Source organism: Streptomyces olivaceus, from assembly GCF_000721235.1.
Lineage (GTDB): Bacteria > Actinomycetota > Actinomycetes > Streptomycetales > Streptomycetaceae > Streptomyces > Streptomyces olivaceus.
Genome location: NZ_JOFH01000013.1, coordinates 95,732 through 119,250, shown reverse-complemented (window position 1 = coordinate 119,250; position 23,519 = coordinate 95,732). Strand labels below are relative to the sequence as shown.

The following is a 23,519-nucleotide window of genomic DNA, read 5'->3' as shown; positions in this document are numbered from 1 at the left end:
GGTGGGGCCGTCGTCTCAGACGGGTGCCGCGGTGGCGAGCGTCGCTGTGGGCGTGTTCCGGCCGCGGTGCCGGGAGGCCAGGGCCAGGGCCAGGGCGTCGAGCATGGGTTCCGTGCGTGCCCAGCCCAGGCAGGAGTCGGTGACGCTGAGGTCGCGGCGCAGTGGCTCCGCGGTGGGCTCCTGCCGGCCGTCGGAGAGGTAGGACTCGATCATCACGCCGGTGAGGGCCGGTTCCCCGGCGCCGACCCGCCGGGCCAGTTCGGCGACCACCTCCGCCTGGCGGTTGTGGTCCTTGCCGCTGTTCCCGTGGGAGGCGTCCACCACGACGGTCCGCGGCAGGCCGGACGCCGCGAGCAGCTCCGCCCCTCTCGCCACGTGGTCCGCACCGTGGTTGGGGCCGGCGCCGCCCCGCAGCACGAGGTGCGGGTGGGGGTTGCCGACGGTTTCGGTGACCGTGAGCCGCCCCTGGGGGGAGAGCATCGGCAGGCTCTGGGGGTGGGCGGCGACCCGGGCAGCGGCCACCGCGGGGGCGAGGTCGCCGGAGACGCAGTTCTTCATTCCGACCGGCATGGGCAGCCAGGAGGCCAGGCCCCGGTGCGGCTGGCTGGCGACGGTCCGGGCGCCGATGGCGGCCCAGGAGACGGTGTCCGCCACGTACGGGGCGAGTACCGGGTCGACGAACTCGTAGGCGAGGGGCAGTCCCCGGCCCGCGGCCTCGACGAGGAAGGAGCGGCCGGTCCGCAGTCCCGTGGCGAGGTCGCTCTTCCCGTCGAGGGAGGGCGCGTCGAGCAGGCCCCTCCAGCCGAGCCCGGTCCGGGGCTTCTCCAGGTAGGCGCGGAGGACGATCACGAGGTCGTCGGCGAGACGGCGCGCGGCGCCGGCGAGCAGGTCGGCGTAGTCCAGGGCGGCCTGCGTGTCGTGGACCGAGCAGGGGCCGACGACCACGAGCAGCCGCGGGTCCCGGCGGTCGAGGACCGCGGCGACGGTGTCCCGGTGGGCGGCGACGGCCTCGGCCGTGGCCGGCGGGAGCGGAACGGCCGTGTGGAGCTCGGCCGGGGTGGGCAGCAGCATCACGTACTACTCCTGACGGCATGGGTTCTGGGCAGCCGGGTGGTCCCGGCCGCGGCGAGCAGCCCGAGACCGACCACCCACCAGAAGGTGTCGGAGAACGCCGCGGTGGCGTCCTGGTGCCGGGCGTCGAGGCGGCTCTGCAGGACCACGGCGAGGGCCGCGGTGCCGAGCGAGCCGCCGACGGTGTTCAGCAGGTTGAGGGCGCCGGAGGCACGGGCGACGTGTGCGGACTCCATCCGGCTGTAGACGATGTTCATCAACGGGGCGCTGATCATGGCCATTCCGAAGCCGCGCACCGCCAGGGAGGCGATCAGCACGGCGTCCGGCAGTCCGTGGTCGAGCTGGGTGAACGGGACGGTCCCGGCGAGGACCAGGCCGACCCCGGTGACGACCAGGGTCCGGGGAGGCACGGCGTTGACGGTCCGGTTGACCAGTACGGCGCCCGCCGCCGCGCCCACGCCCTGCGGCGCCAGCACCAGCCCCGCCTGCCAGGCCGACAGCCCCTCCCCCGTCTGCAGGTAGAGCGGGAGCAGGAAGGCCGTGCCGAACACCGAGGCGCCGAGGACGAGCAGGGCGAGCGCGGCCGGCCCGAACGGCGGACGCGCGAAGAGCCGGGGGTCGATCAGCGCGGTGCCTCGGGTCCGCAGTCCGTGCGTCACGAACGCGGCCAGCATCAGCGCGCCCGCGCCGATGCCGAGGACGGCCGGCAGCCGGCGTCCCTCGGCGGCCTCGGTCAGCCCGTAGACGAGGGCGGCGAGGCCCGGAGAGAGCAGCAGCGCGCCGCGTACGTCGAAGGGCACGCCCTTGGCCGCGGGCGCCACGACGGGTACGTACCGCCGCGCGAGCAGCAGGGCGAGCGCGCCGATCGGCAGGTTGACCAGGAACAGCCACTCCCAGGACGCCGCCGCGAGCAGCGCGCCGCCCGCCACGGGGCCGAGCACCGGGGAGAGCAGCGGCACGACGGCCACGACACTGATCACCTTCCCGATGCGGGAGGGGCCGGCGATGCGGGCGAGCAGTGCCTGTCCGGTGGGCGGCAGCAGTCCGCCGCCGAGGCCCTGGACCACCCGGAAGACGATCAGGCTGGTCGCCGACCAGGACAGGGCGCACAGCGCGGAACCGGCCAGGAACAGGGCGACGGCGGCCAGCCAGACCCGCCGGCCGCCGAAGCGGTCGGCGAGCCAGCCGGAGGCCGGCACCGCGGTGACGACGGCCAGCAGGTAGGCGGTGCCGACCCACTGGATGTCCCCGACGGTGGCGTCGAACTCCCGCGCCAGGGTGTCGATGCCGACGTTGACGATGGTGGCGTCCAGGGTGGCCATGAAGGTGCCGAGCACCAGGACGAAGGCGATGCGCAGCAGGCCCGTGCCGGTCTCCTCCGCCGCCGGCGGCGGGGCTTCGGGCGGCCCGGGCGGCTTGCTCACTCTCCCTCCAGCAGGGTGCGGATGTCGCGGTCGAGGTGGTCGCCGAGTGAGCGCAGCGTGGTGAGGAACTCGTCGGCGAGCGCCTGCGCGTCCACCCCGGCCCGGTGGCCCAGGACGCAGGTCCAGCCCTCGCCCTCGGGCATGACGGTGAGGGTGACCGGGTGGTGGGTGGCCTCGCGGAAGCGGGTGCCGACGAGGGTGAGGCCGGGGGCGGGTTCGCGCAGTTTCTCCCGGTCTACGGGGTAGTTCTCGAAGACGACCATGCTGTCGAAGAGCCGCTGCCTGCCCGTCAGCCGCTCCAGCTCGTGCAGGGCGACGTGCTGGTGGTCCAGCAGCGCCCGCCGGCCGTCCTGGAGGGCGGTGAGCACCTCGGCGACGGTGCCGGTGAGCCTGGCCCGTACCGGGACGGTGTTGGCCAGCAGGCCGATGACCTCCTCGACGCCCTCCAGCTCCGGAGGGCGGCAGGCGACCATGGCACCGAAGCAGACGTCCGGCCGGCCGGCGTGGCGGGCGAGTACGACCGACCAGGCGCCCTGCACCAGGGTGTTGGGGGTCCATCCGCGTTCGGCGGCCAGCCGGCCCAGCTCGCCGACCGGCCCGGCGCCGAGGGTGACCACCGCGGGCTCCTGCCGGGCGGGGCCCGGCGCGCCCGTGCCGAAGTGGTCGCCCTCGGGCAGGTCCGCCAGTTCCCCGGCCCAGGCGGTGAGGTCGGGACGGTGCGCGGCCCGCCAGTCCAGGTACCGCGTGAACGGCACGGGCTCCGGCAGCCGTGCCTTCTCCCCCGTCGCGCGGGCGGTGTAGAGGGCGAACAGCTCGGTGAGGATGCGCGGTGCCGACCAGCCGTCGGAGAGGACGTGGTGGGTGGTCAGGACCAGGTCGAAGCGGTCCCCGCCCTGCCGGATCACGGTCAGCCTGACGAGCGGCCCGGCGCCGAGGTCGAAGGGCTCGGCCAGGTCGGCGGCGAGGACGTCCCCGGCCGGTTGGTCGAGGACCCGGAAGTCCGGCCGCGCCGACTGCGGGACGAGACCGAGATCGCCGGGGAACACGGCCCCCAGGTTCGGGTGCCGGGCCAGCAGGTCCGCCCCGGCCTCCCGCAGGGCGTCCGCGTCGAGCGCGCCGGTGAGGGAGAAGCAGGACTGGACGGTGTACGGGTCGGGGCGTTCGGTGCGGGAGTGCCGCAGCATGACCGCCTGCAGCGGGGAGAGCGCCTGCACCTCGGCGACCCGGCGGCCGTCGCCGAGGGAGACGAGGTCCTCGACGGCCGCGGCCGTGTCCCGCAGCGCGGTGTGCAGGTGCCCGGCCAGTTCCTCGATCTCGACGGCGGTGAACAGCTCACCGGGCCAGGTGAGGCGGACGGCGAGCCGGTCGTCCCGGACCAGGGCGTTGACCATCAGGGCGTGCGGGAGCGGCAGTTCGTCGGTGCCGCCGGAGCCGAGCGGGTCCGCGTCCGGCGGGGACTGCCAGGGGGTCTCCCGTGCGGGGGGACCGGCGTAGCGGCCGAGGTAGTTCCAGGCGATCTCCGGGTGCACCGGGTCGAGGAGTCCGGCCGTGGTGAGGATGCCGTGTCCGAGTCCGTCGCCCTGGGCGCGCAGCCGCTCCGCCACCGCCGCCGGGCCCTCGGCGGCGTCGAGCAGTACGGGATGGACGGCGGTGAACCAGCCCACGGTCTGGGACAGGTCCACGTGTCCGGGCCGGCCGTGGCTCTCCAGGGCGACCAGCAGACGGGGGTGGTCCCGCCATGCGTGCACCGCCCGGGCGAGGGCACTGAGCAGTCCGGCGTCGGGGGTGGCGCGCAGGGCGCCGGGCAGGGTGGTGACGAGCGCGCGGGTGGACTCGGCGTCCAGGCGGATCTCGTGGTGCACGGCGGTGGCGACGGTGTCCCGGGCCGGGTCGAGCGGCCGGGCCGCCAGTGCCGGGGTGGGCGTGATCCGCCGCCAGTGCGGGAGTTCGGACCGCCGGTCGGCCTCGCACAGGGAACGCGCCCGGGCGAGGAACGACAGACCGTGCCGGGCCGGGGAGCCGCCTTCGTAGGCGTGCCGGAGGTCGTCGACGAGTATCCGCCAGGAGACGCCGTCCACCAGGAGGTGGTGGGCGATCAGGACGAACCTGCCCGGTGCCGAGGGTCCGGCGTCCACCCAGAGGGCGCGCAGCAGCGGGCCGCGGGCGGGTGCCATCTCCGCGCGGGCCCCGGCGGTCCACGCGTCGATCAGTGCGCGCAGCTCCCCGGCGGGCAGGTCTCCGCGCACGGGGATGCGGTGGAGCACCTCGGCCGCGGTGACGGCGCCGGCCGGCGGGATGCGCAGCAGGTCGCCGGCGAGGTGGGCGCGGAGCACGTCGTGCCGTTCCAGTACGGCGTCGAGGGTGCGGAGCCAGCGTTCCTCGTCCCCGCCGGCGGGGACGCCGATCTCCGTCCACTGGCAGAAGCCGTCGGCCGCCGTGCCCGCGCGGCGCAGCAGGTCCCGCATCACGGGGGTCAGCGGGGCGTCGCCCACCGCGGGGGCCTCCGCCTCCTCCAGGGGGCGGGCGCGGGCGGCGATCCCGGCGATCGTCGCCCCTTCGAAGACGTCGCGGGCGCGCAGTCCGAGCCCTTGCCGGCGGGCCCGGGAGACGACTTGGAGGGAGACGATGCTGTCTCCGCCGACGGCGAGGAAGTCGTCCTCGGGGCCGATCTCCTCGGTGCCGAGGATGTCCTTGAGGACGGCCAGCAGCACGGCCTCGGCCGGGTTCGCGGCCTCCCGGCGCCGGGTCGCGGCGGTCTCGGGGGCGGGCAGCGCCGAGGCGTCCAGCTTGCCGCTGGGGCTCAGCGGCAGCCGGTCGATCACCACGAGGGCGGTGGGGACCATGTGGTCCGGCAGCTGCGCGGCCAGGTGGGCGCGGACCTCGGTGACGTCGGGGGTGGCGCCGTCGGCGGGGATGAGGTAGCCGACGAGGCGGCCCTCGCGCATGACCGCGGCACCGGCGCGTACCTGCGGGTGCCGTGCCAGCGCGGACTCGACCTCGCCGAGTTCGACGCGGAATCCGCGGATCTTCACCTGGTGGTCCACCCGCCCGAGGAAGACGAGTTGCCCGTCCGGACGCCACTGGACCAGGTCTCCGGTGCGGTACATCCGCTCGCCGGGCGGTCCGAAGGGGTCGGCCACGAAGGCGGCCGCGGTCAGCGCGGGCCGCCCCAGGTAGCCCCGGGCCAGGCTGGGGCCGGCGAGGTGGAGTTCACCCGTGACGCCGGTGCCGACGGGCTGCAGCCCCCGGTCGAGGACGTAGGCGCGGACGTTGGGGTCGGGCCGGCCGATCGGCAGCGGCCCGGCGTCGTCCGGGTCGTACTGCCAGGTCACCGAGTTGATGGTGACCTCGGTGGGGCCGTAGGCGTTGAAGAGCGCCCGCCGGCCCTCGCCCCAGCGGCGGGCGAGTGCGGGGTCGAGCCGTTCGGCGCCGACGACGAAGAAGACGTCGGGGTCCACGGTGCGGTCGTCGGGCATCGCCGCCAGGAAGGACGGCAGCAGGTTCACGCCGGTCACCCGGTGCTCGACGATGTAGTCGAGGAGTTCGTCGCCCGGTACGCGCACCTCCTCGGGGGCGATCACCGAGGTGCCGCCGGAGAGCAGCGGGACCATGGTCTGCCAGAACGCCACGTCGAAGCCGGTCGAGGCGAAGTGCAGGTAGCGGTCGTGCTCGGTGACGCCGACGACCTCCTCCTGGAGGGCGACCAGGTCGGGCACCCCGCGGTGGGTCACGCCGACGCCCTTGGGACGGCCGGTGGTTCCGGAGGTGTAGATGACGTACGCCAGGGAGTCCTCGGTCAGCCCGGCCCGCGCCTCGGCCGGGTCGGTGTCCGGCACCCCGTCGAGGGTGGCCGGATCGTCGAGCCGCAGTACGGGGATCTCGCGTGCCGTGGGCAGGGCGGCGCCGGTGGTGACGGCGGCCGCCGGGGCGAGGTCGTCCAGCATGTACGCCAGCCGGTCCGCGGGGTAACTCGCGTCCATCGGCACGTACACCGCGCCCGCCTTGGCGATCCCGAAGAGCGCCACGGTCATCTCCACGTCCCGGCCGAGGAAGACGGCGACGGGGTCCTCGGGCCGTACTCCGCGGCGCAGCAGCGCGTGGGCGAGCCGGTTGGCCCGCCGGTCGAGTTCCTCGTACGTCAGGCTGCGGTCGCGGCAGACCAGGGCCTCGGCGGTGGGCTTGCGGCGGACCCAGGAGGCGAAGACGTCCAGCCAAGGGCCGTACTCGCGGGCGGGGACGGCTCGGGTGCCGGTGCGCAACATCCGCCGCCGCTCCTCCGGCTCCAGGATTGGCAGGGCGAGCGCCGGCCGCAGCGGGTCGCGGACGATCTCCCGCAGCAGGTGGTGCAGCCGGCGGCCGATGTCGCGCACCCGGGACTCGGTGAAGGCGCTCGGCTGGTAGCCGAGACCGAGGGTGATCGCCTCGTCGGGGAGCACGATCACGGTGAGCGGGTAGTGCGTGGCGTCGGTGATGTCCACCGCGGCGAGGTCGAGCCCGGGGGCGAAGGGGGTGCGCCTGCGGCTGGAGAGCGGGAAGTTCTCCATCACCAGCATGGTGTCGAAGAGTTCACCGCCTCCGGCGAGGCGCTGGATCTCGGGCAGGCCGAGGTAGTGGTGCTCGGCGAGCCGGACGCTCTCGGTGTGCACCTCGGTGAGGAGGTCGCGGGCCGTCTGGTCCTGGTGGTGGCGTATCCGGACCGGGATGGTGGTGCCGAGCTGGCCGATCATGGACTCCACGCCTTCGACCTCGGCGGGCCGGCCGGACACCGGTCCGCCGAACACCACGTCGGTGCGTCCGGTGAGCCGGCCGAGGAGCAGGCCCCAGGCGGTCTGGAGGACCGTGGTCAGGGTGACGCCCTGCTCGCCGGCGAAGGCGCGCAGCCGCTCGCTGAACTCCGTGCCGAGGTCGACGGAGATCCGCGCGGGCCGCTCCACCGCGGCGCCGGCCGTGGCGGGGGCGAGCCGGGTGGCCCCGTCCACCCCGTCCAGGGCCCGCAGCCATGCCTCCTGCGAGGCGGTGCGGTCGCGTGCGGCCAGCCAGTGGTGGTACGCGGACAGGTCGGCGGGCGGCGGCAGGGCGGGGCCGCCGCCCAGTTCGGCGTAGAGACCCAGCAGGGCGCGGCCGACCAGCGGCATGGACCAGCCGTCGAGGAGCGCGTGGTGGTTGGTGATGGCCAGCTTGTGCACGTCCGGGCCGGTCCGGGAGAGCAGGAAGCGGATCAGCGGCCCGGTGGTGGGGTCGAAGGGGCGCGCCAGTTCCTCGCGTGCGGCGGTCTCGAAGTCGTCGTCCTGCCGCCACTCGGGCACGGCCTCGGCGGGCACCACCTGCACCACCTCGTCGCCCGGGGAGGCGAGGTGGATCCTGAGCGAGGGATGGCGGCGCAGCAGTTCCTTCGCCGCCTCGGCCATGCGCGCCGGGTCGAGGGCGCCTTCGAGGGTGGTGACGGCCTGGACGACGTACACGTCGGTGTCGTCCTCGTCACGGAGTTCGGTGTGGAAGGCGAGGCCGACCTGCAGCGGGGTGGCGGGCCAGACGTCCGCCAGCGGGCCGCGGCTCTCCAGGGCGGTGACGGTGTCCTGGTCGAGGCGGACGAGCGGCAGGTCGGAGGGGGTGAGTCCGCCGGTGGCGTACTGCGCGTGCTCCGTCAGGGCGGTCAGGGCGCGGTCCCAGGCCCGCTGCAGCCGGGCGAGGTCCGGGGCGCCGAGTATCCGGCCGGCCGCCGTCCACTCGACGGCGAGGCGCGGCCCGCCGTCCTCGTGGACGAAGCAGTTGAGGGCCAGCACCTGTTCCAGTGCCTTGGCTCCGGGTTCGAGGACGGAGAAGGCGTCCTTCTCGGGCAGCCGCCAGCCGTCGCCCGAGGGGGCGGTGAACCGGCCCAGGTAGTTGAGGAGCACGTCGGGGGCGGGGACGGCGGCGAGCGGGGCGCCCTGCGGGTCCAGGTGGCGCAGGACGCCGTAGCCGAGTCCGGTGCCGGGGGTGTGGCGCTTGGCCTCCTTGGCCGCGCGCAGCACGTCCGCCGGGCCGCCGGCCGCGGGCACCCGCACCGGGTACTCGCTGGTGAACCAGCCGACCGTGCGGGAGAGGTCGAGGTCCTCGCGGCCGTGGCCCTCCATCGTCACGGTGACCGTGCCGGCGACGCCCGTGCGGCCGTCCTGGTTCCCGGTCTCGCGGAGTGCGAGGACGAGCGCCGCGAGCAGCACCTCGTCCACGCCGGCCCGGTAGGCCGCGGGCAGCGTGGTCAGCAGGGCACGGGTGGCCTCCGGGGAGGCGTGGGTGACCGAGCGGTGGGCCGTGGCGACGGTGTCCCGCGCCGGGTCGAGGGTGCGGGGGCCGAGTCGGGTGGCGGAGGCCAGCACGGACTGCCAGTGGGCGAGTTCCGCGCGGCAGGCGCCGGTCCGGGCGCGCTCGGCGAGGAGTTCGGCGTGCCGCCGCCAGGAGGCACCGACCGGCTGCGGCTGCCCGCCGGTCGAGGCCGGCTGGGACTGCCGGCCGGTGGAGGCCGACTGCGGCTGCCCGCCGGTCGAGGCCGACTGCGACTGCCGACGGGTCGAGGCCGCTTCCAGGTCGGGGACGAGGATGCGCCAGGAGACGCCGTCCATCGCGAGGTGGTGGACGACCACGACCACTTCGTCGGGCCGGCCGGCTCCGGTGCGGATCAGGGCGGCGCGCAGCAGGTCGCCGCGGCGGGGGTCGAGTTCGCCCGCCAGTCGCTCGGCGACGCTCCCGGGGTGCTCGCCGTGCACCTCGGTGACCCGCGCGGAGACCGTGCCGCGCGGCAGCACCTCGGTACCGGAGTCGCCGGCGGACAGGCGCAGGGCGTCGTGCCGGTCGAGGACGGTGCGCACGCCGGAGCGGAGGTCGTCGAGGGCGAGTTCACCGACGCGCAGGGCGGTCCACTGCGCGTAGCCCGCGACCACGTCCACGTCGGGGTGGAGGTCGAGCAGCTGGCGGACGATGGGCGGGGCGGTCACCGGGCCGGTCGGCTCGTCGGCCGGTTCGGCGGCGGAGACGGCCTCGGTGGCGGTGGCCGCGAGGGCGGCGAAGCTGCGGCGGGCCAGCAGGTCCCGGGGGCGCAGGGTGAGGCCCGCGGCGCGCAGCCGGCTGCTGACGGTGATCGCGCTGATGCTGTCGCCGCCGAGGGCGAAGAAGTCGTCGTCGACGCCTACCCGTTCGGTCTCGAAGACCTCGGCCAGCACCCGGCAGAGCACGCGTTCCTTCTCGGTGCTCGCCTCCCGGCCGCCGCCCGCCGCTGCGGGGGCGGGCAGGGCGGCCCGGTCGAGCTTGCCGTTGGGGGTCAGCGGCAGGGCGTCGAGCACCACCACGGCGGCGGGCACCAGGTGGTCGGGCAGCCGCTCGGCGAGGGCGGCGCGGACGCCCTCGGGGGTGAGGGGACCGGCCCCGGTGGCGGGCACCACGTAGCCGACCAGCCGGGCGGCGCGGACGTCCGCTCCGGCGGCGCCCACGCCGGGCAGCGCGGTCAGCGCGGACTCGACCTCGCCGATCTCCACCCGGTGGCCGCGCACCTTCACCTGGCCGTCGGCGCGGCCCAAGTAGTCCAGTCCGCGTCCGGGCACCCAGCGGACCAGGTCGCCGGTGCGGTACATGCGCGAGCCCGGCGGACCGTAGGGGTCGGCCACGAAGCGTTCGGCGCTCATTGCGGGCATGCCGAGGTAGCCGCGGGCCAGGTGCGGGCCCGCCAGGTACAACTCGCCCGTGGTGCCCGGGGGCACGGGCTGAAGGGCGTGGTCCAGTACGTGGACCCGGGTGCCCGCGAGGGGGTGCCCGATGGTCGGCTCCGTACCGGACAGGACGGCGGCGGTGCTGTCGACGGTGGCCTCGGTGGGGCCGTACATGTTGCGGGCGTTGATCCCGGCGGTGGTGATCCGCTGCCAGAGGGCGGGCGGCGTGGCCTCGCCGCCGAGCACGAGCAGCGTCGGCCGCAGGTCGAGCAGTCCCGCGTCGAGCAGCGGTACGGCCATCGAGGGGGTGGTGTCGACCACGTCGACGCCGTCCGCCGCGCAGGCCGCGAGCAGCAGGTCGGCGTCGCGGACGGTCTCGGCGTCGTAGACGTGGAGTTCGTGTCCGCACAGCAGCCAGACGAGGTGGTCGAAGGCGGAGTCGAAGGCGAAGGAGTACGTGTGGGCGACCCGCAGCGGCCGGCCCGCGGAGCGTTCGGCCTCGGCGACGACGGTGGAGCGCTGGTGGTGGAGCAGGGCGGCGAGTCCGCCGGACCTGCCGAGCACGCCCTTGGGGCGGCCGGTGGAGCCGGAGGTGTGGATGACGTAGGCGAGGTGCTCCGGGTGCCGGGCGGCGGCGAGTTCGGCGGGCGCCAGCGGCGTTCCGGGGAGGCCCTCCGCCTCTTCCAGCAGGATCTTCCAGTCGGTTCCCTCGACGCCGGCCGACCCGCCCGAGGTCACCACGAGCGCGGGGCGGACGTCGTCGACGAGGGTGCGCAGCCGCTCGGGGGGATGCGCGGCGTCCAGGGGCAGGAAGGCGGCACCGGCGTCGAGCACCGCGAGCAGCGCGGTGACCGTCTCGGCGGAGCGGGGCAGCGCGAGGGCCACCACGTCCTCGGCACCGATCCCGCGGGCGCGCAGGGCTCGGGCCAGCCGGTGCACGCGTTGTGCCAGTTCACCGGCGGTCCAGCGGTCCTCCCCGCAGACCAGGGCGGTCCGCCCCGGGTCGGCCGCGGCCAGCGACTCCAGCGCCTTGGGGACGGACAGTCGGGTGCCCGGCAGGGCGGGCGGCGCCCACTCGGCCGGGGGGCCCGCGGGGTTCAGGGGGACGCGCCCCACCGGGAGGCCGTCGACCAGCCCCGTCAGCAGGGCGCGCAGTCCGGTCAGTTTGCCGTCCACGGCCGACTGGTCGTTGTCCCGGGCGTCCACCTCGAAGCCGAGGAGGAGTCCGCCGCCGGCGGTGGGCAGCACCGACAGGCCCATGTCCTCGGGCGGTCCGCCGGCCACGTTGCGCATCACCGCCCGCGCACCGGCGAAGTCCGTCGTCAGGTCGAAGGCCTTGAGGTTGATTCCGCGGCCGTGCAGCAGCGCGCCGGCGCCCGGTACCGCGAGGTCCCGCGGCAGGTCCTCACCGCGGTAGCGCTGGTGCCTGCGCATCTCGCGCAGGATGCCGGCGACCCGCCGGGTCAGTTCGGCGAGTGAGTCGCCGGGGCCGACCCGGGTGCGCAGCGGCAGCACGTTGACCCCCATGGAGGGGGTGCGCAGCTCCACCGCGCCGGTACGGCACATCAGGGGCAGTGCGAAGACGACCTCGTCGTCGCCCGTCACCCGGTGCAGGAAGGCGGCGTAGCAGGCGATCACCGCCTCGCCCCAGGTGACGTTCTCCCGCTGGGCGAAGGCGTGCAGCCGCTCCGTCTCCTCGCGGCCCAGTTCCGCGCGGGCGGTCAGCGAGCGGCCGGAGGGCTCGGCGAGTGCCGCCGCCCCGCCCAGCTCGGGCAGCGGGGTGAAGCGGTCCACCCAGTACGCCCGGTCCCGCTGCGCGCGCTCGCTCTCCCGGTACTCCCGGTCGGCGGCCACCAGGGCCGCCATGGTGCCGAAGGTGCAGGACGGGGCCTCGGTGCCGCGGACCAGGGCGGTGTAGTGGGCGGCGGTGCGGCGGACCAGCATGGCGCCGCTGTAGCCGTCGAAGACCAGATGATGACCGAGCTGGGTGTACCAGACCTCGCGGTCCGACAGCCGGATGACGACGGGCGCGTACAGGGGACGGTCGGTCATCGGCCGGCAGTGTTCGGCGGCCCGGGCCCGTTCGTCCTCGACCAGTGCCTCGGCCGCGGCGGCCGGGTCCTGCCGGTCGCTCAGGTCGACGACGCGGGGCAGCCGCACCGGCTCCGCGCTGACCCACTGGCGGGGTCCGTCCGGGGTGTCGTGCACGCGCAGTCGCAGGCTCTCGGCCTCCTGGACGGTGGCGCGGACCGCCCGGGCCACGGCGCGGGCGTCCACCGGTTCCGGGCCGGATATCTCCACCACGTCCCCGACCAGGTAGTACGGGGAGTCGGGTTCCAGGCGCTGGGCGTTCCAGATGCCCCACTGGGCGCCGGTCAGCGGAAGCAGCCGGTCCGCGGGAACGTGTGGCGTGGTCACTTCAGTCTCCTTGCAGGGTGGGGACGACCATCGGAGTACCGGCCACCGGGTCGGGGACGATCACGCTCGGCAGGTCGAACACGTCCTTGATCAGCGCCGCGTCCACGATGTCCCCGGGGCTGCCCTCGGCCACCACCTTCCCGTCGCGCATGGCGACGAGGTGGTCCGCGAAGCGGCAGGCCTGATTGATGTCGTGCAGGACGGCGACGACGGTGCGGCCCTGGTCGCGCAGCCGGGCCAGCAGGTGCAGCAGTTGGTACTGGTGGGTGATGTCCAGGAAGGAGGTCGGCTCGTCGAGCAGCAGGTAGGGGGTCTCCTGGGCCAGCGCCATGGCGATCCACACACGCTGCCGCTGGCCGCCGGAGAGTTCCTGGACCGGCCGGTCGGCCAGCTCGGTGACCTCGGCCGCCGCCATGGCCTCCCGCACCGCCGACTCGTCCCGTTCCGACCTCGGCGACAGCAGCGTCCGGTGGGGGAAGCGGCCTCGGGACACCAACTGGCGGACCTTGATGTCGTCCGGAGCGAGCGGGTCCTGCGGCAGGAAGCCGACCTGCCGGGCGAGTTCCTTGGAGGGGTACGAGCCGACCTCCCGCCCGTCCAGCACGACCTGCCCCTCGGTGGGCCGCAGCAGGCGGACGAGGGCGCGCAGCAGCGTGGACTTGCCGCAGGCGTTGGGGCCGACGACGGCGGTGAAGGAGCCGTCGGGCACGTCGAGGCTCAGCCGGGTGGACACCACACGGTCGCCGTAGCGCAGGGTGATCTCCCGCGCGGTCAGGCGTGCGCTCACGCGCGCCTCACCTCCTTGGTCAGCAGCCAGATCAGGTAACAGCCGCCGACCGCGGTGCTCACCACGCCGACGGGCAGTGCCTCGGGCGCCAGCAGCGCCTGGGCGAGCAGGTCCGCGCCCTGCAGCAGGACGGCCCCGGCCAGCGCGGCCGGAAGCAGGGGGGTGCCGGGCGAGCCGGTGAGGCGGCGGCCGATCTGCGGGGCGGCCAGCGCGATGAAGGCGATCGGTCCGGCCACCGCGGTGACGGTCGCCGTGCAGCCGACGCCGACCAGCACCATCAGCAGGCGGAGCCGGCCGAGTCCGACGCCGGTGGTGATCGCGAGGGCGTCCCCGAGCAGGGTCTGGTGGAGGGCGCGGGTCCGCAGGGAGATCACCGCGAGCAGCAGGGCGATGATCCAGAACGGGATCCGCAGGTCGGCCCAGTCGACGCCGTTGAGGGAGCCGGCGCTCCAGCCCACCGCGGCGATGGCCGTGTCGGTGTCGGCGCGCAGGACGATCCACGAGTTGAAGGCGGTCACCATCGCGTTGACCGCGATGCCGATGACCACCAGGCGGAGCCCGGAGAAGCCGCGGTCGAAGGAGAGCAGGTACACCGCCAGGGTGGCGAGGAGCCCGCCGAGTACCGAGAAGGCGGCCAGCTGGGTTGCGGTGCCGGTCAGCGCGTAGAGGGCGAACAGGGCGCCGGTGTAGGCGCCGGAGTCCAGGCCGATGACGTCGGGGCTGCCCAGCGGGTTGCGGGTCAGGTTCTGGAAGAGGGCGCCGGACACGCCGAGCGCCGCCCCGAAGACCAGGCCGGCCGCCACCCGCGGCAGCCGCCACTCGGTGATGACCACGGAAGGGTCGGTACCGGCGAGCGCGGAGAACACCTCGGCGGGGGTGGACCAGGAGGCCCCGTAGCAGAGCCCGGTCACGCCGAGCGCGACGCTCAGGACGCCCAGCGCCGCGCAGACCAGCAGCGGCCGCCGCTCCGCCCGCAGGCCGAGGGGGAGGCCGACCGTCCCGGGTGTGTACGTGCTCACAGCGCCCCCGCCCCGTACTTGCGGACGGTCCAGATCAGCATCGGGCCCCCCAGGAAGGCGGTGACGATCGCCACCGGCACCTCGCCGGTGGGAAGCAGGACGCGGGCCGCGGAGTCCGCGGCCAGCAGCAGGACGGGACCGAGCACCATCGAGTGGAGCAGCAGCCAGGGGACCGACCCCTGCGCGAGCCTGCGGACCAGGTGCGGGACGATCAGCCCGACGAACAGGATCGGCCCGGCCACGGCGGTGGCGGCGCCGCAGAGGACGGTGATCAGCACCAGCGTGAGCGCCCGGGTCCGTGCCACGCCCACGCCGAGGGCGCGGGCGACGTTCTCGCCCAGGCTCAGCGCGTTCAGCCCCCGGCTGATCGTGAGGGCCAGCACCAGGCAGAGCGCGATGCCGGTCAGCGGCAGCGCCAGCGGTTCCTGCTCCCGCCCCGCCAGGGTGCCCACCGACCAGAACCGGTAGGTGTCGAAGGTCTCGGGGTCCATCAGGCGCAGGCCCAGGGCGAGTCCGCCGAGGACCGCGGTGAGGGCGGTGCCGGTGAGCACCAGCCGCAGGGGCGAGGTGCGTCCGACCGCCGCCACGAGGAGGGCGGCGAGGACGGAGCCCGCGATCGCCCAGAGCAGCTGTCCGCCCTGGCCGGCGGCGAGACCGAGACCGGCGCCGACGGTGATGGCGAAGCCGGCGCCCGCGGTGACGCCGAGGACGCCCGGCTCGGCCAGCGGATTGCGGGCCAGGGTCTGGATCAGTGCCCCGGCGGCGGCGAGCGCGGCCCCCACGGCCGTCGCCAGCACGGCCCGCGGCAGTCGGATGTCCCGCACGATCACGTGGTCGTCGTCGCCCGCGTGGTAGTCGAACAACGCGCGCAGCACCTCCCCGGGGGACACCTGGTGGGCGCCCACCCCGAGGCTGAGCACGGCGACGGCGGCCAGCAGGACCAGTCCGCCGAGGAGCGGGGCTGCCTGCGGCAGGCTCCGGCGGCCTGCCGGCCTCTCGACGGGACGGTCCACGGCGGTCACTTGTCCAGCAGGGGCGCGAACGACTTGTCGATCGCGTCGAGGGTCTTCATGGCGTCGCCGTAGGTGGCGGCCTCGGTGAAGGCGACGGGGAGAGCCCGCCGGTTCTTCACGGCCGGCAGGTTCTTCCACAGCTTGGAGTCGAGGACGGCCTGCACCGCGTCGGGAACGCTGCCGTCGGTGTTCACGGAGTAGGTGATGACGTCCGACGCACCGAGGGAGTCCGACAGCTCCTCGAGGGAGGGGTACTCACTCACGGACTTGGAACCGGGGCCCGGTTCCTTGGGCTTGCCCACGTAGTCCGCGCCGACGTCCTGGGCGGCGTTGGTGCCCCAGGAGCCGTTGAACTCGCGCTGGAAGGTGCCCTTGGAGGTGTCGCCGTACGAGCCGACGTGGCCGAACTTCAGTCCGTCGAGCGCGTTTGCGTACTTCTTCTTGAGCTCGGCGGCCTTGGCGTCGTACGCGTCCTCGGCCTTCTCGTAGGTGGCCAGGACCCCGGCGGCGTCGGCGTGCTTGCGGGAGACCTCCCGCCACTCGGAGGGCACCATCGGGCCGACCGCGACGACCGGGGCGATCGACTTCAGACGGTCCATGTCGATGTCACCGAGCACCGGGACCGGAACGCCGAGGACGATGAGGTCCGGTTCGGCCTCGGCGATCGCCTCGTAGTTGGTCTCCGAGGCCAGCTCGCCCGCGACCTTGGGCAGCTCGTCGTAGGCGGCCTTCTCCTCGCTGTCCATCATCGGCTCGCCCCGCTTCCACGAGGAGATGCCGACCAGCGGGGCGTCGGCCTGGATCAGGGTCGGCACGGCGTACCCGGTGGCCACGACCCGCTCGGGGTCGGCCGGGATGGAGACCTTCTCGTCGCCCACGGTGAACTCGCGGGTCTTCTGCCCCGACTTGTCCGACGCGTCGCCGGCCGGCGAATCGCTGTCCGAGGACCCGCAGGAGGTCAGGGCCACGGCGAGTGCCACGGCACCTGCCAGGCCCGGGATTCTGCGAGCGAACATGGTGCGACTCCTTCTGCTGTGCGAGGCCGGCCCGCCGGTGGGTGCGGGGGCTCTGCTCGGTCTGTGAACTCCCCGGCGGTCACCGGGGAGAGTCGGGGTGTACGGGGCGTGCGGGGCGGCGGGTCGAGTGTGTCCGGGTGGGGAGGCGCGGGGAGGGGCAGGGGGTGCGGGGCGGTCTCAGTGCCGGTGGTCGTCGTCGTGCCCGTGCTGTCCGTGCGGCGCGTGGTCCTGCGATGCGTGGTCCTGCGGCGCGTGGTCGTGGTCGTCGTCGAAGTCGGCGACGCCGCGCTTCCAGTAGCCGGAGATCTCGTGGTCCGGGCGCGGCAGGCGCAGCACGTCGCGGACCCAGCGGCGCAAGGGCTTGATCTGCCCTGCCTCGCCGGCGATCCAGGCGTACAGGCGCTCGCCCTCGGGCACGGCGATCGCGGTGACGGAACGTTCCAACAGGTCGCCGGTGCCGGCCGCGCGGGTACCGCGGTGCAACCAGTGCACCTCCATTCCCTCCGGGGCGGCGAGCGGGATCTCCTGCGTGGCGTCGGCGACTTCGACGAAGGCCCAGCCGCGGGCGTCCCGGGGCAGCTGCTCCAGCCAGCAGGCGACCGCGGGCAGTGCCGTGATGTCACCGACCAGCAGGTAACGGTCGTAGACGGGGGGCACGATCAGCCCGCCGGGCGGGCCCGCGACGTGGGCGACGGCACCGGGGGCCGCCTCCTGGGCCCAGCCGGAGGCCAGTCCCCCCGGGTGCGGGGCGATGTCGATGTCGATCTCGCCGGCCACGGGGTCGTGGCGGCGCACGGTGTACTCCCGCGAGGTGGGGGCCGGCCGCGGCCAGCGCAGCAGGTCGCCGTCCGGCTCGGGAAGCCGCAGCGAGCCGTCCGGCTCCGGGAAGATCAGCTTCACGTGGTCGATCGGCGAGTGCGATTCGAAGCCCTCGACGCCGGAGCCGCCGAGGGTCAGCCGCAGCAGCCCGGAGCCCACCATGGCGGTGCGCACGACCCGTGTCTCCCGGACGCGGATGGGGTAGCGGACCTTCTCCGGGACGTTCCCCGCCCGGACCTGGGCGATCCGCTCCAGGTGGCGGTGCCCGTGGTCGGTGCGCGTCACTCCTTCTCCCCCGTCAGCCTCTCTCCCGCCGGCTCCTCCCCCGTCGGCTTCTCTCCCGTCGGCTTCTCCCCCGTCGGTTTCTCCCCCGTCAGCACGGTGATCCAGTGCGCGACTTCGGGGCGCTCGGCCAGGTCGGGCAGCTCCAGTCCGGGCGCACCGGCGGACCGCCACCGCTCGACCAGGGTCATCAGCCGGACCGAGTCGAGGCCGAGGTCGAAGAGATCGTCACCGGGGCCGATCTCCGAGACGTCACAGCCGATGATCTCGGCCACGTCCGCGCGGATCCGGTCGGACGTCAGTGACTGGTTCACCTGTGGGCTCCTGGGAAGTGTCTGCGCAGGCCGGGCGGCCGGCGAGGCGGGTGGGGAGGGGGCGGGATCGTCGGCGCGGACGGCGTGGACGCCCTGCGGGTGTGGCAGGCTCACGCCACGTCCGCCAGGCCGAGCGCCTCCAGCAGGGTGCGGAACTTGGCGGTGGTCTCGGCGAGTTCCGCTTCGGGCCGCGAGTCCGCGACCACGCCGGCGCCCGCGAACACGCGGACCGTCCGGTCGCTGACCTCGGCGCTGCGGATGGTCACGGCCCATTCGCCGTCGCCGTTCAGGGCGTTCCAGCCGACCATTCCGGCGTAGTAGCCGCGGTCCTCGGGCTCGATTCCGGCGATGGCGTCGAGGGCCTCGGCGGTGGGCACCCCGCCGACGGCCGGGGTCGGGTGGAGCGCCTCCGCCAGGGCGAGCGAGGAGGAGGCCGGGTCCTCGGCATCGCGCAGCCGGCCGGTGATGCGGCTGGACAGGTGCCACATGGTCGGGGTGCCGACGACCTCGGGTCCGGAGGGAACGTCGAGGTCGGTGCAGAACCGGCCGAGGACCTCCGCCACCTGTGCGGCGGTGTGGGCGTGTTCCCCGAGGTCCTTGGCCGATCCCCGCAGTCGCGCGATGCGTTCGCGGTCGACGGCCTCGTCGCCGGAGCGCGGTGCGGAACCGGCCAGCGGATTGGCGCTCACGGTCGTGCCCCGCCGGGACACCAGCAGTTCGGGGCTGGCCCCGACCACGGTACGGAAGGCGGAGTCACCGGGCGCGGTGACGTCGGCGGCGAAGGCGTAGGCGGCCGGGTTGGCGCGCGCCAGCCGGGTCAGCAGCGAGGGCACCCGGACGGGGGCGTCGGCGGTGAGTTCAAGGCAGCGGGCGAGGACCACCTTGCGGAGCCTGTCGTCCCGGATGAGGTCCACCGCACGGCGGACACCGTCGGCGTAGCCCTCGGGCCTCGGCAGCGGCCGCACCCGCCAGCCCGCAGCGGTCCGGGGTACGGGAACCGGCCGGTACTCGGGGGCGCCTGCGCGCCGCACCACGGCGGGCACCACCAGGGAGGCCCGCGCCTCGGGCCGGAAGCCGACGGCTCCGACCACCACGGGGTCCGGCAGCCCCACCGCGGCCGCCGCCTCCAGTTCCCGGGCGGCTGCCGCTGCCCACGGCCCCGGGCCCGCCCCGACCCGGGAGTGCACCCCGTCCGCCAGCATCGTGCCGTGTTCGGAGGAGAAGTAGAACGATCCCGTCAGATAGGCCGCCAGCAGGTCGGCGGCCTCGTACACGGGCTGGGGGCGCACCGAGGTGGATATGGACACGTCCGCGAATCCTTTGCTCCGGCGTGGCGGGTGAGGCGTGAAACGGGCTGATCGGGCTGCTGGTCGGGGTCGGGGCGGTCGGCACGGGCCCGGGAGCGGGCCCGGTGGGGAGACCCGGAAAGGAGGCTCCGCCGCCGGCACCTCAGCGGGTGCGTTCGGCGTGCGCCACCAGACTGGCGGGACGCATGTCCGTCCAGTGCTCCTCCACGTGGGCGAGGCAGGCGGCGCGGGAGTCCTCGCCGTGCACGACCTCCCACCCTCCGGGTACTTCGGCGAACGCGGGCCACAGCGAGTGCTGGTTCTCCTGGTTGACCAGGACGAGGAAGCGGGCCTCGTCGTCCTCGAACGGGTTGGCGCCCATGGGGTCTCCTTGTGGGGGATGCCGGGAGGGGTGGAGCGTCGGCGGCGGTACGGCGGTTCCGCGTGTCCGGGGCTCAGTCGGCCGTGACGGCGAGGTCCTCGGCCGGCTCCGCCCCGACGGGCGTGACCGGCACGCTCCGTCCGGCACGGTCCAGCAGCAGGGCGTCGCAGATCTCGCCGGAGCGGACGGCGAGCGTGGAAAGGAGCGAGGACGTGATGCCGTGCGTGTGCTGGGAGACCGCGCCCTGCACATAGATTCCCGCGCGTATCCGCGTCGTGGTGAGGACCCGGTGGTCGCGGCTGATCCGCAGCCGCCCCCGGCCGTCCGTCAGGCACTCCTCGGCCAGTGGACCGAGCAGGGTGCGCGGGTCGGCGGGCCGGTACCCGGTCGCCATCACCACCGCGTCGCAGTCCAGGGTGTACGGCTCGCCCCCGACCAGGGGGCGCAGGTGCAGCCGCACGTCGCCCTCGCGCTCCTCGACGGCCGTGAGGGACGTCGTGTTGAGGAAGCGCAGCCGCTCGGCACCGGCGATCTTCTCCTGGTAGGAGGTCCGGTACAGCTGCTCGATGAGGTCGGGGTCGACGACGGAGTAGTTGGTGTTGGAGTGGTAGTCCATCAGGGACTGCTTGACCTCCTCCGGCGCCGAGTAGAAGTGGTCCACCGCGTCCGGGTCGAAGATCCGGTTGGCGAAGGCGCTGTCGTCCGAGGGGCTGTACCCGTACCGGCTGAAGACCGCGCAGACCTCGGCGTCGGGGAACTCCCGGTGCAGGAACTCGGCGGTCTCCGCCGCGGACTGGCCGGCGCCGACGACGGCGAAGCGGCGGTGCGGGCGGTCGGTCAGCGAACGGTGGTACGGCAGGAGGTCCCGGTTGTGCCACACCCGCGGGCCCGGTTCGACGCCCTCGGGGAAATGGGGGGTCAGTCCGGCGCCGACGACGAGGTTCCGGGTCCGCAGCGCCTCGGCCTCGGCCTCGGGATCGTCCGCCGGGCGGGAGAGCACCTCCAGGACGTCGCCGTCACCCGGCAGCCGTACCGCGTGGGCCTGCCGGCCGTAGCGCACCTGTTCCCCCATCGCGGCGGCGCACCAGCTCAGGTACTCGTGGAACTCGATCCGGGTGGGGAAGAAGGTCTTCTGGTTCATGAAGTCCACGAGGCGGCCCCGCTCGTGCAGGAACCTCAGGAAGGTGAAGCGGCTGCCGGGGTCGCGCAGGGTGGCCAGGTCCTTCAGGAAGGACACCTGCATGGTGGCGCCGGCGAGCAGCATGCCCCGGTGCCACCCGAACTCCCGCTGCCGTTCCAGGAAAGCCGTGCGGAGCGCGCGGGCGCCGCCGCTGTGCGCGTTGTGCTCCGCGACGGCGATGGCCAGTGCGAGGTTGGCCGGGCCGAACCCGATGCCGACCAGATCGTGGACCGGCTGCTCGTCGTACCGCTCCGCGCCTGCGTCTGCGTGCCCTGCTGACATCCTCTTCCTTCGCTCGGGGGCCCGACAGGGCCGTCTTCTTCGGTCCTGTCCGAAGTTTCTTAGGTAAGGCTATCCTAACTTTTCTCATCGCCGACACGGTGTCAAGCCCGCTCGGCCCCCTGGTCTCCTGCAGCCGTGGCGCGAGGTCCACCGGCCGACGGGCACTCAGCAGCCCGCGAACACCCGGTCCGTGGTGGTCACCACCGCGCAGCGCCCCGCCGACCAGCGCAGGGCCATCGCGTGTTCCTCCGGTGAGAAGTCCGCCGTGGCATCGGCGACCACGAAGGACTGGATGTCACGCGTCCAGGCGTCGCAGGCCGTCGTCATCACACCAATGTGCGCGTACACCCCGACGATCACCAGTTGGTCGCGGCCCCAGCCGCGGATCCGTTCCTCGAGGTCGGTACGGGCGAACGCGCTGTACTTCCACTTGGTCAGCACGGTGTCCCCCGGCGCCGGAGCCACCGCCGCGGGCACCTCCAACATCGCCGGGTCGTCGGCCGCTCCCGGCCCCCAGAAGTCGAGTTGGAGGCCCCGCTGCTCAGGGGTCTGCCCGCCGATCTGGGTGGAGTACACGACCGGCACGCCGAGGGCGCGCGCCCGTTCGAGGAGCCGGGCGGTGTTGGTGAGCATCCCGGTCAGCGGCTGTTCCCCGGCCGGGAAGGCGGACAGGAAGTGCTGCTGCAGGTCGTGCACGAGGAGCACGGACCGCGCCGGGTCCGCCGTCCAGGAGACCCGGTTGTCGGGCAACTCGTCGGGGGCGGGGAGCGGGTGGGCGGCGATGGCGGGAAGTGCCATGGGGGGGGCTGGCCTCTCAGTGCTGTTCGGGGGCGGCCGCGGCGGAGCGCAGGCCCTTCTTGCTGACCTTGCCGACGCCCGTCTGCGGGAAGGCGTCCACGAAGCGGACGAGATCCGGGACCTTGTACGCGGCGACCCCGCGGGAGCGGACGAACGCCTTGACGTCCGCGGGCCGCAACGGCTCGGCGTCCTCGCGCAGGATCACGTGCGCGAGGGTGCGTTCGCCCAGGAACTCGTCGGACACCGCCACGAGGGAGACGTCGTGGACGGCGGGGTGGGCGAGGATGATGTTCTCCACCTCCTCGGGGGCGATCTTTTCGCCGCCCCGGTTGATCTGGTCCTTGGCCCGCCCCTCCACCACCAGGTGACCGGTGGGGGCCCGGCGCACGATGTCACCCGTGCGGTAGAAGCCGTCCGAGGTGAACGACCGGGCGTTGTGCTCGGGAGCCCGCCAGTAGCCGCGGATGGTGTACGGGCCGCGGGTGAGCAGATGGCCGAACTCCCCCTCGGGCACGTCCCGGTCGGTGTCGTCGACGATCCGGATCTCGTCGTCCGGCGAGATCGGCAGGCCCTGGGTGGCGACGACGGTCTCCGTCTCGTCGTCGAGGCGCGTGTAGTTGACCAGCCCCTCTGCCATGCCGAAGACCTGCATCAGCCGGCACCCGAGGGCCGGCTCCAGCCGCCGCGCCGCCTGTTCGCTGTACTTGGCACCGCCGACGAGGACCAGACGCAGCGAGGTCAGGGCGTACTCACCGCGTGCGGCCGCTTCCGTCCAGAGCAGTGCCAACGGGGGAACGAGCCCGGTGAGGGTGACGGCCTCGCTCTCGATCAGCGGGAAGGCGACGGCCGGCTCCGGCCCGGGACACAGGACGACCGTGCCGCCCGCGTAGAGGGCTCCCAGCCAACCGGGCGAACTCATCGGGAAGTTGTGAGCCGCCGGCAGCGTCACGAGGTAGCGGGTGTCCCCGTCGACCCCGCAGATCTCGTTCGACCCGCGCAGCGAGTAGAGGTAGTCGTCGTGGGTACGGGGTATCAGCTTGGGCACTCCGGTGGTCCCGCCCGAGAGCTGGAGGAACGCCAGCTCGTGCGGCTCGGGGCCGGGCAGCGGACCGGAAGGCTCGCGGGGCACATCGGCGAGCGCCGTGTGCTCACCGGGGTCGCCCAGCACGAACACCTCCCTCAGCAGCGGGCAGTTCTTCCGGACCCGGGAGGCGAGCGCGCGGTGGTCGAAGCCGGCGAGCTCGTCCGGGACGACGTACGCCACGGCCTCACTGAGGGAGCAGATGTGCTGCACCTCGGTGTCGCGGTGGGCCGGCAGCGCGAACACCGGCAGGGCGCCGATCCTGAACAGCGCGAACACCACCTCGACGAACTCGGCCACGTTCGGGAGCTGGACGACGACGCGGTCGCCCCGTCCGATCCCCCGTTCCGCGAAACCGGCCGCCAACCGGTCGGCCGCCTCGTCCAGTTCCCGGTAGGTACGCGTCCTGCGCCGGGGCGCGGGGTCCACCAGCGCGATCCGGTCGGGGTGTGCCGCGGCTCGCTCGCGCAGCACTCCGCCGAAGGTCTCGCCGCGCCAGTAACCCCGTTCGCGATAGCGGTCGGCGAACTCGACGGGCCAGGTGGGGGCGTCCAGGCCCGGGGTGAGCGCGTCCGGCGGACGCGCGGCGGCCGACCGGGCGGGGAGCTGTTCAGCGGTCACGGCAAGGCTCCGAGGTGGTACGGAAGGTGGTCAGGGCGAGGCGGGAC

At 74.3% G+C, this 23,519-nt stretch carries 14 protein-coding genes; all 14 read right to left on the bottom strand.

The features are described 5' to 3' along the window. Positions 1-15: 15 nt before the first annotated feature. Complete coding sequence (locus tag IG94_RS0115755; RefSeq protein ID WP_043483719.1) at positions 16-1,071, bottom strand: 3-deoxy-7-phosphoheptulonate synthase; 1,056 nt, start codon at positions 1,069-1,071, stop codon at positions 16-18. After that, positions 1,071-2,495: a DHA2 family efflux MFS transporter permease subunit gene (locus tag IG94_RS0115750; RefSeq protein ID WP_078892316.1), complete on the bottom strand. Its 1,425-nt coding sequence runs from the start codon at positions 2,493-2,495 to the stop codon at positions 1,071-1,073. The genes IG94_RS0115755 and IG94_RS0115750 overlap by 1 nt, the downstream gene beginning before the upstream one ends. Continuing rightward, the gene (locus IG94_RS0115745; protein ID WP_031036057.1) at positions 2,492-12,592 is read right to left on the bottom strand and encodes a non-ribosomal peptide synthetase; all 10,101 of its coding nucleotides are present in this window, start codon (positions 12,590-12,592) and stop codon (positions 2,492-2,494) included. The genes IG94_RS0115750 and IG94_RS0115745 overlap by 4 nt, the downstream gene beginning before the upstream one ends. A 1-nt stretch (position 12,593) precedes the next feature. After that, positions 12,594-13,379 (bottom strand): ABC transporter ATP-binding protein, encoded by a 786-nt coding sequence (locus tag IG94_RS0115740; protein ID WP_031036054.1) that lies wholly within the window; start codon positions 13,377-13,379, stop codon positions 12,594-12,596. After that, on the bottom strand, positions 13,376-14,398 hold the full coding sequence (locus IG94_RS0115735; RefSeq protein WP_052410705.1) for a FecCD family ABC transporter permease: 1,023 nt from the start codon (positions 14,396-14,398) through the stop codon (positions 13,376-13,378). Before IG94_RS0115735 ends, IG94_RS0115740 begins: the two co-directional genes overlap by 4 nt. Then, positions 14,395-15,411 (bottom strand): FecCD family ABC transporter permease, encoded by a 1,017-nt coding sequence (locus IG94_RS0115730; protein WP_031036048.1) that lies wholly within the window; start codon positions 15,409-15,411, stop codon positions 14,395-14,397. Before IG94_RS0115730 ends, IG94_RS0115735 begins: the two co-directional genes overlap by 4 nt. Positions 15,412-15,416: 5 nt before the next feature. Beyond that, positions 15,417-16,427 (bottom strand): ABC transporter substrate-binding protein, encoded by a 1,011-nt coding sequence (locus IG94_RS0115725; RefSeq protein ID WP_031036044.1) that lies wholly within the window; start codon positions 16,425-16,427, stop codon positions 15,417-15,419. Between the two features lie 177 nt (positions 16,428-16,604). Continuing rightward, positions 16,605-17,531 carry a siderophore-interacting protein gene (locus IG94_RS0115720; protein WP_052410703.1) on the bottom strand — a complete coding sequence of 309 codons (927 nt, stop codon included), beginning with the start codon at positions 17,529-17,531 and terminating at the stop codon, positions 16,605-16,607. Further along, a complete protein-coding gene (locus tag IG94_RS0115715; protein ID WP_078892315.1) occupies positions 17,528-17,842 on the bottom strand; it encodes a phosphopantetheine-binding protein in 315 nt (104 codons plus the stop codon). The genes IG94_RS0115720 and IG94_RS0115715 overlap by 4 nt, the downstream gene beginning before the upstream one ends. 110 nt (positions 17,843-17,952) lie before the next feature. Next, positions 17,953-19,149, bottom strand: coding sequence for an isochorismate synthase (locus tag IG94_RS0115710; protein ID WP_031036036.1), 1,197 nt, complete (start codon positions 19,147-19,149; stop codon positions 17,953-17,955). A 142-nt stretch (positions 19,150-19,291) separates the two neighbouring features. Next, entirely contained in the window at positions 19,292-19,510 is a 219-nt protein-coding gene (locus tag IG94_RS0115705) for an MbtH family protein (RefSeq protein ID WP_031036033.1), read from the bottom strand. Between the two features lie 73 nt (positions 19,511-19,583). Continuing rightward, complete coding sequence (locus tag IG94_RS0115700; RefSeq protein WP_031036029.1) at positions 19,584-20,972, bottom strand: lysine N(6)-hydroxylase/L-ornithine N(5)-oxygenase family protein; 1,389 nt, start codon at positions 20,970-20,972, stop codon at positions 19,584-19,586. 165 nt (positions 20,973-21,137) lie between these two features. Further along, positions 21,138-21,770 (bottom strand): isochorismatase family protein, encoded by a 633-nt coding sequence (locus tag IG94_RS0115695; protein WP_031036026.1) that lies wholly within the window; start codon positions 21,768-21,770, stop codon positions 21,138-21,140. 16 nt (positions 21,771-21,786) lie between these two features. Beyond that, positions 21,787-23,472 (bottom strand): (2,3-dihydroxybenzoyl)adenylate synthase, encoded by a 1,686-nt coding sequence (locus IG94_RS0115690; RefSeq protein WP_078892314.1) that lies wholly within the window; start codon positions 23,470-23,472, stop codon positions 21,787-21,789. Between the last annotated feature and the right edge of the window lie 47 nt (positions 23,473-23,519).

Coding starts and splice junctions, on each gene's coding strand:
- IG94_RS0115755 (WP_043483719.1), bottom strand. CDS start 1,071: ATGCTGCTGCCCACCCCGGCCGAGCTCCACACGGCCGTTCCGCTCCCG.
- IG94_RS0115725 (WP_031036044.1), bottom strand. CDS start 16,427: ATGTTCGCTCGCAGAATCCCGGGCCTGGCAGGTGCCGTGGCACTCGCC.
- IG94_RS0115700 (WP_031036029.1), bottom strand. CDS start 20,972: ATGTCAGCAGGGCACGCAGACGCAGGCGCGGAGCGGTACGACGAGCAG.
- IG94_RS0115705 (WP_031036033.1), bottom strand. CDS start 19,510: ATGGGCGCCAACCCGTTCGAGGACGACGAGGCCCGCTTCCTCGTCCTG.
- IG94_RS0115695 (WP_031036026.1), bottom strand. CDS start 21,770: ATGGCACTTCCCGCCATCGCCGCCCACCCGCTCCCCGCCCCCGACGAG.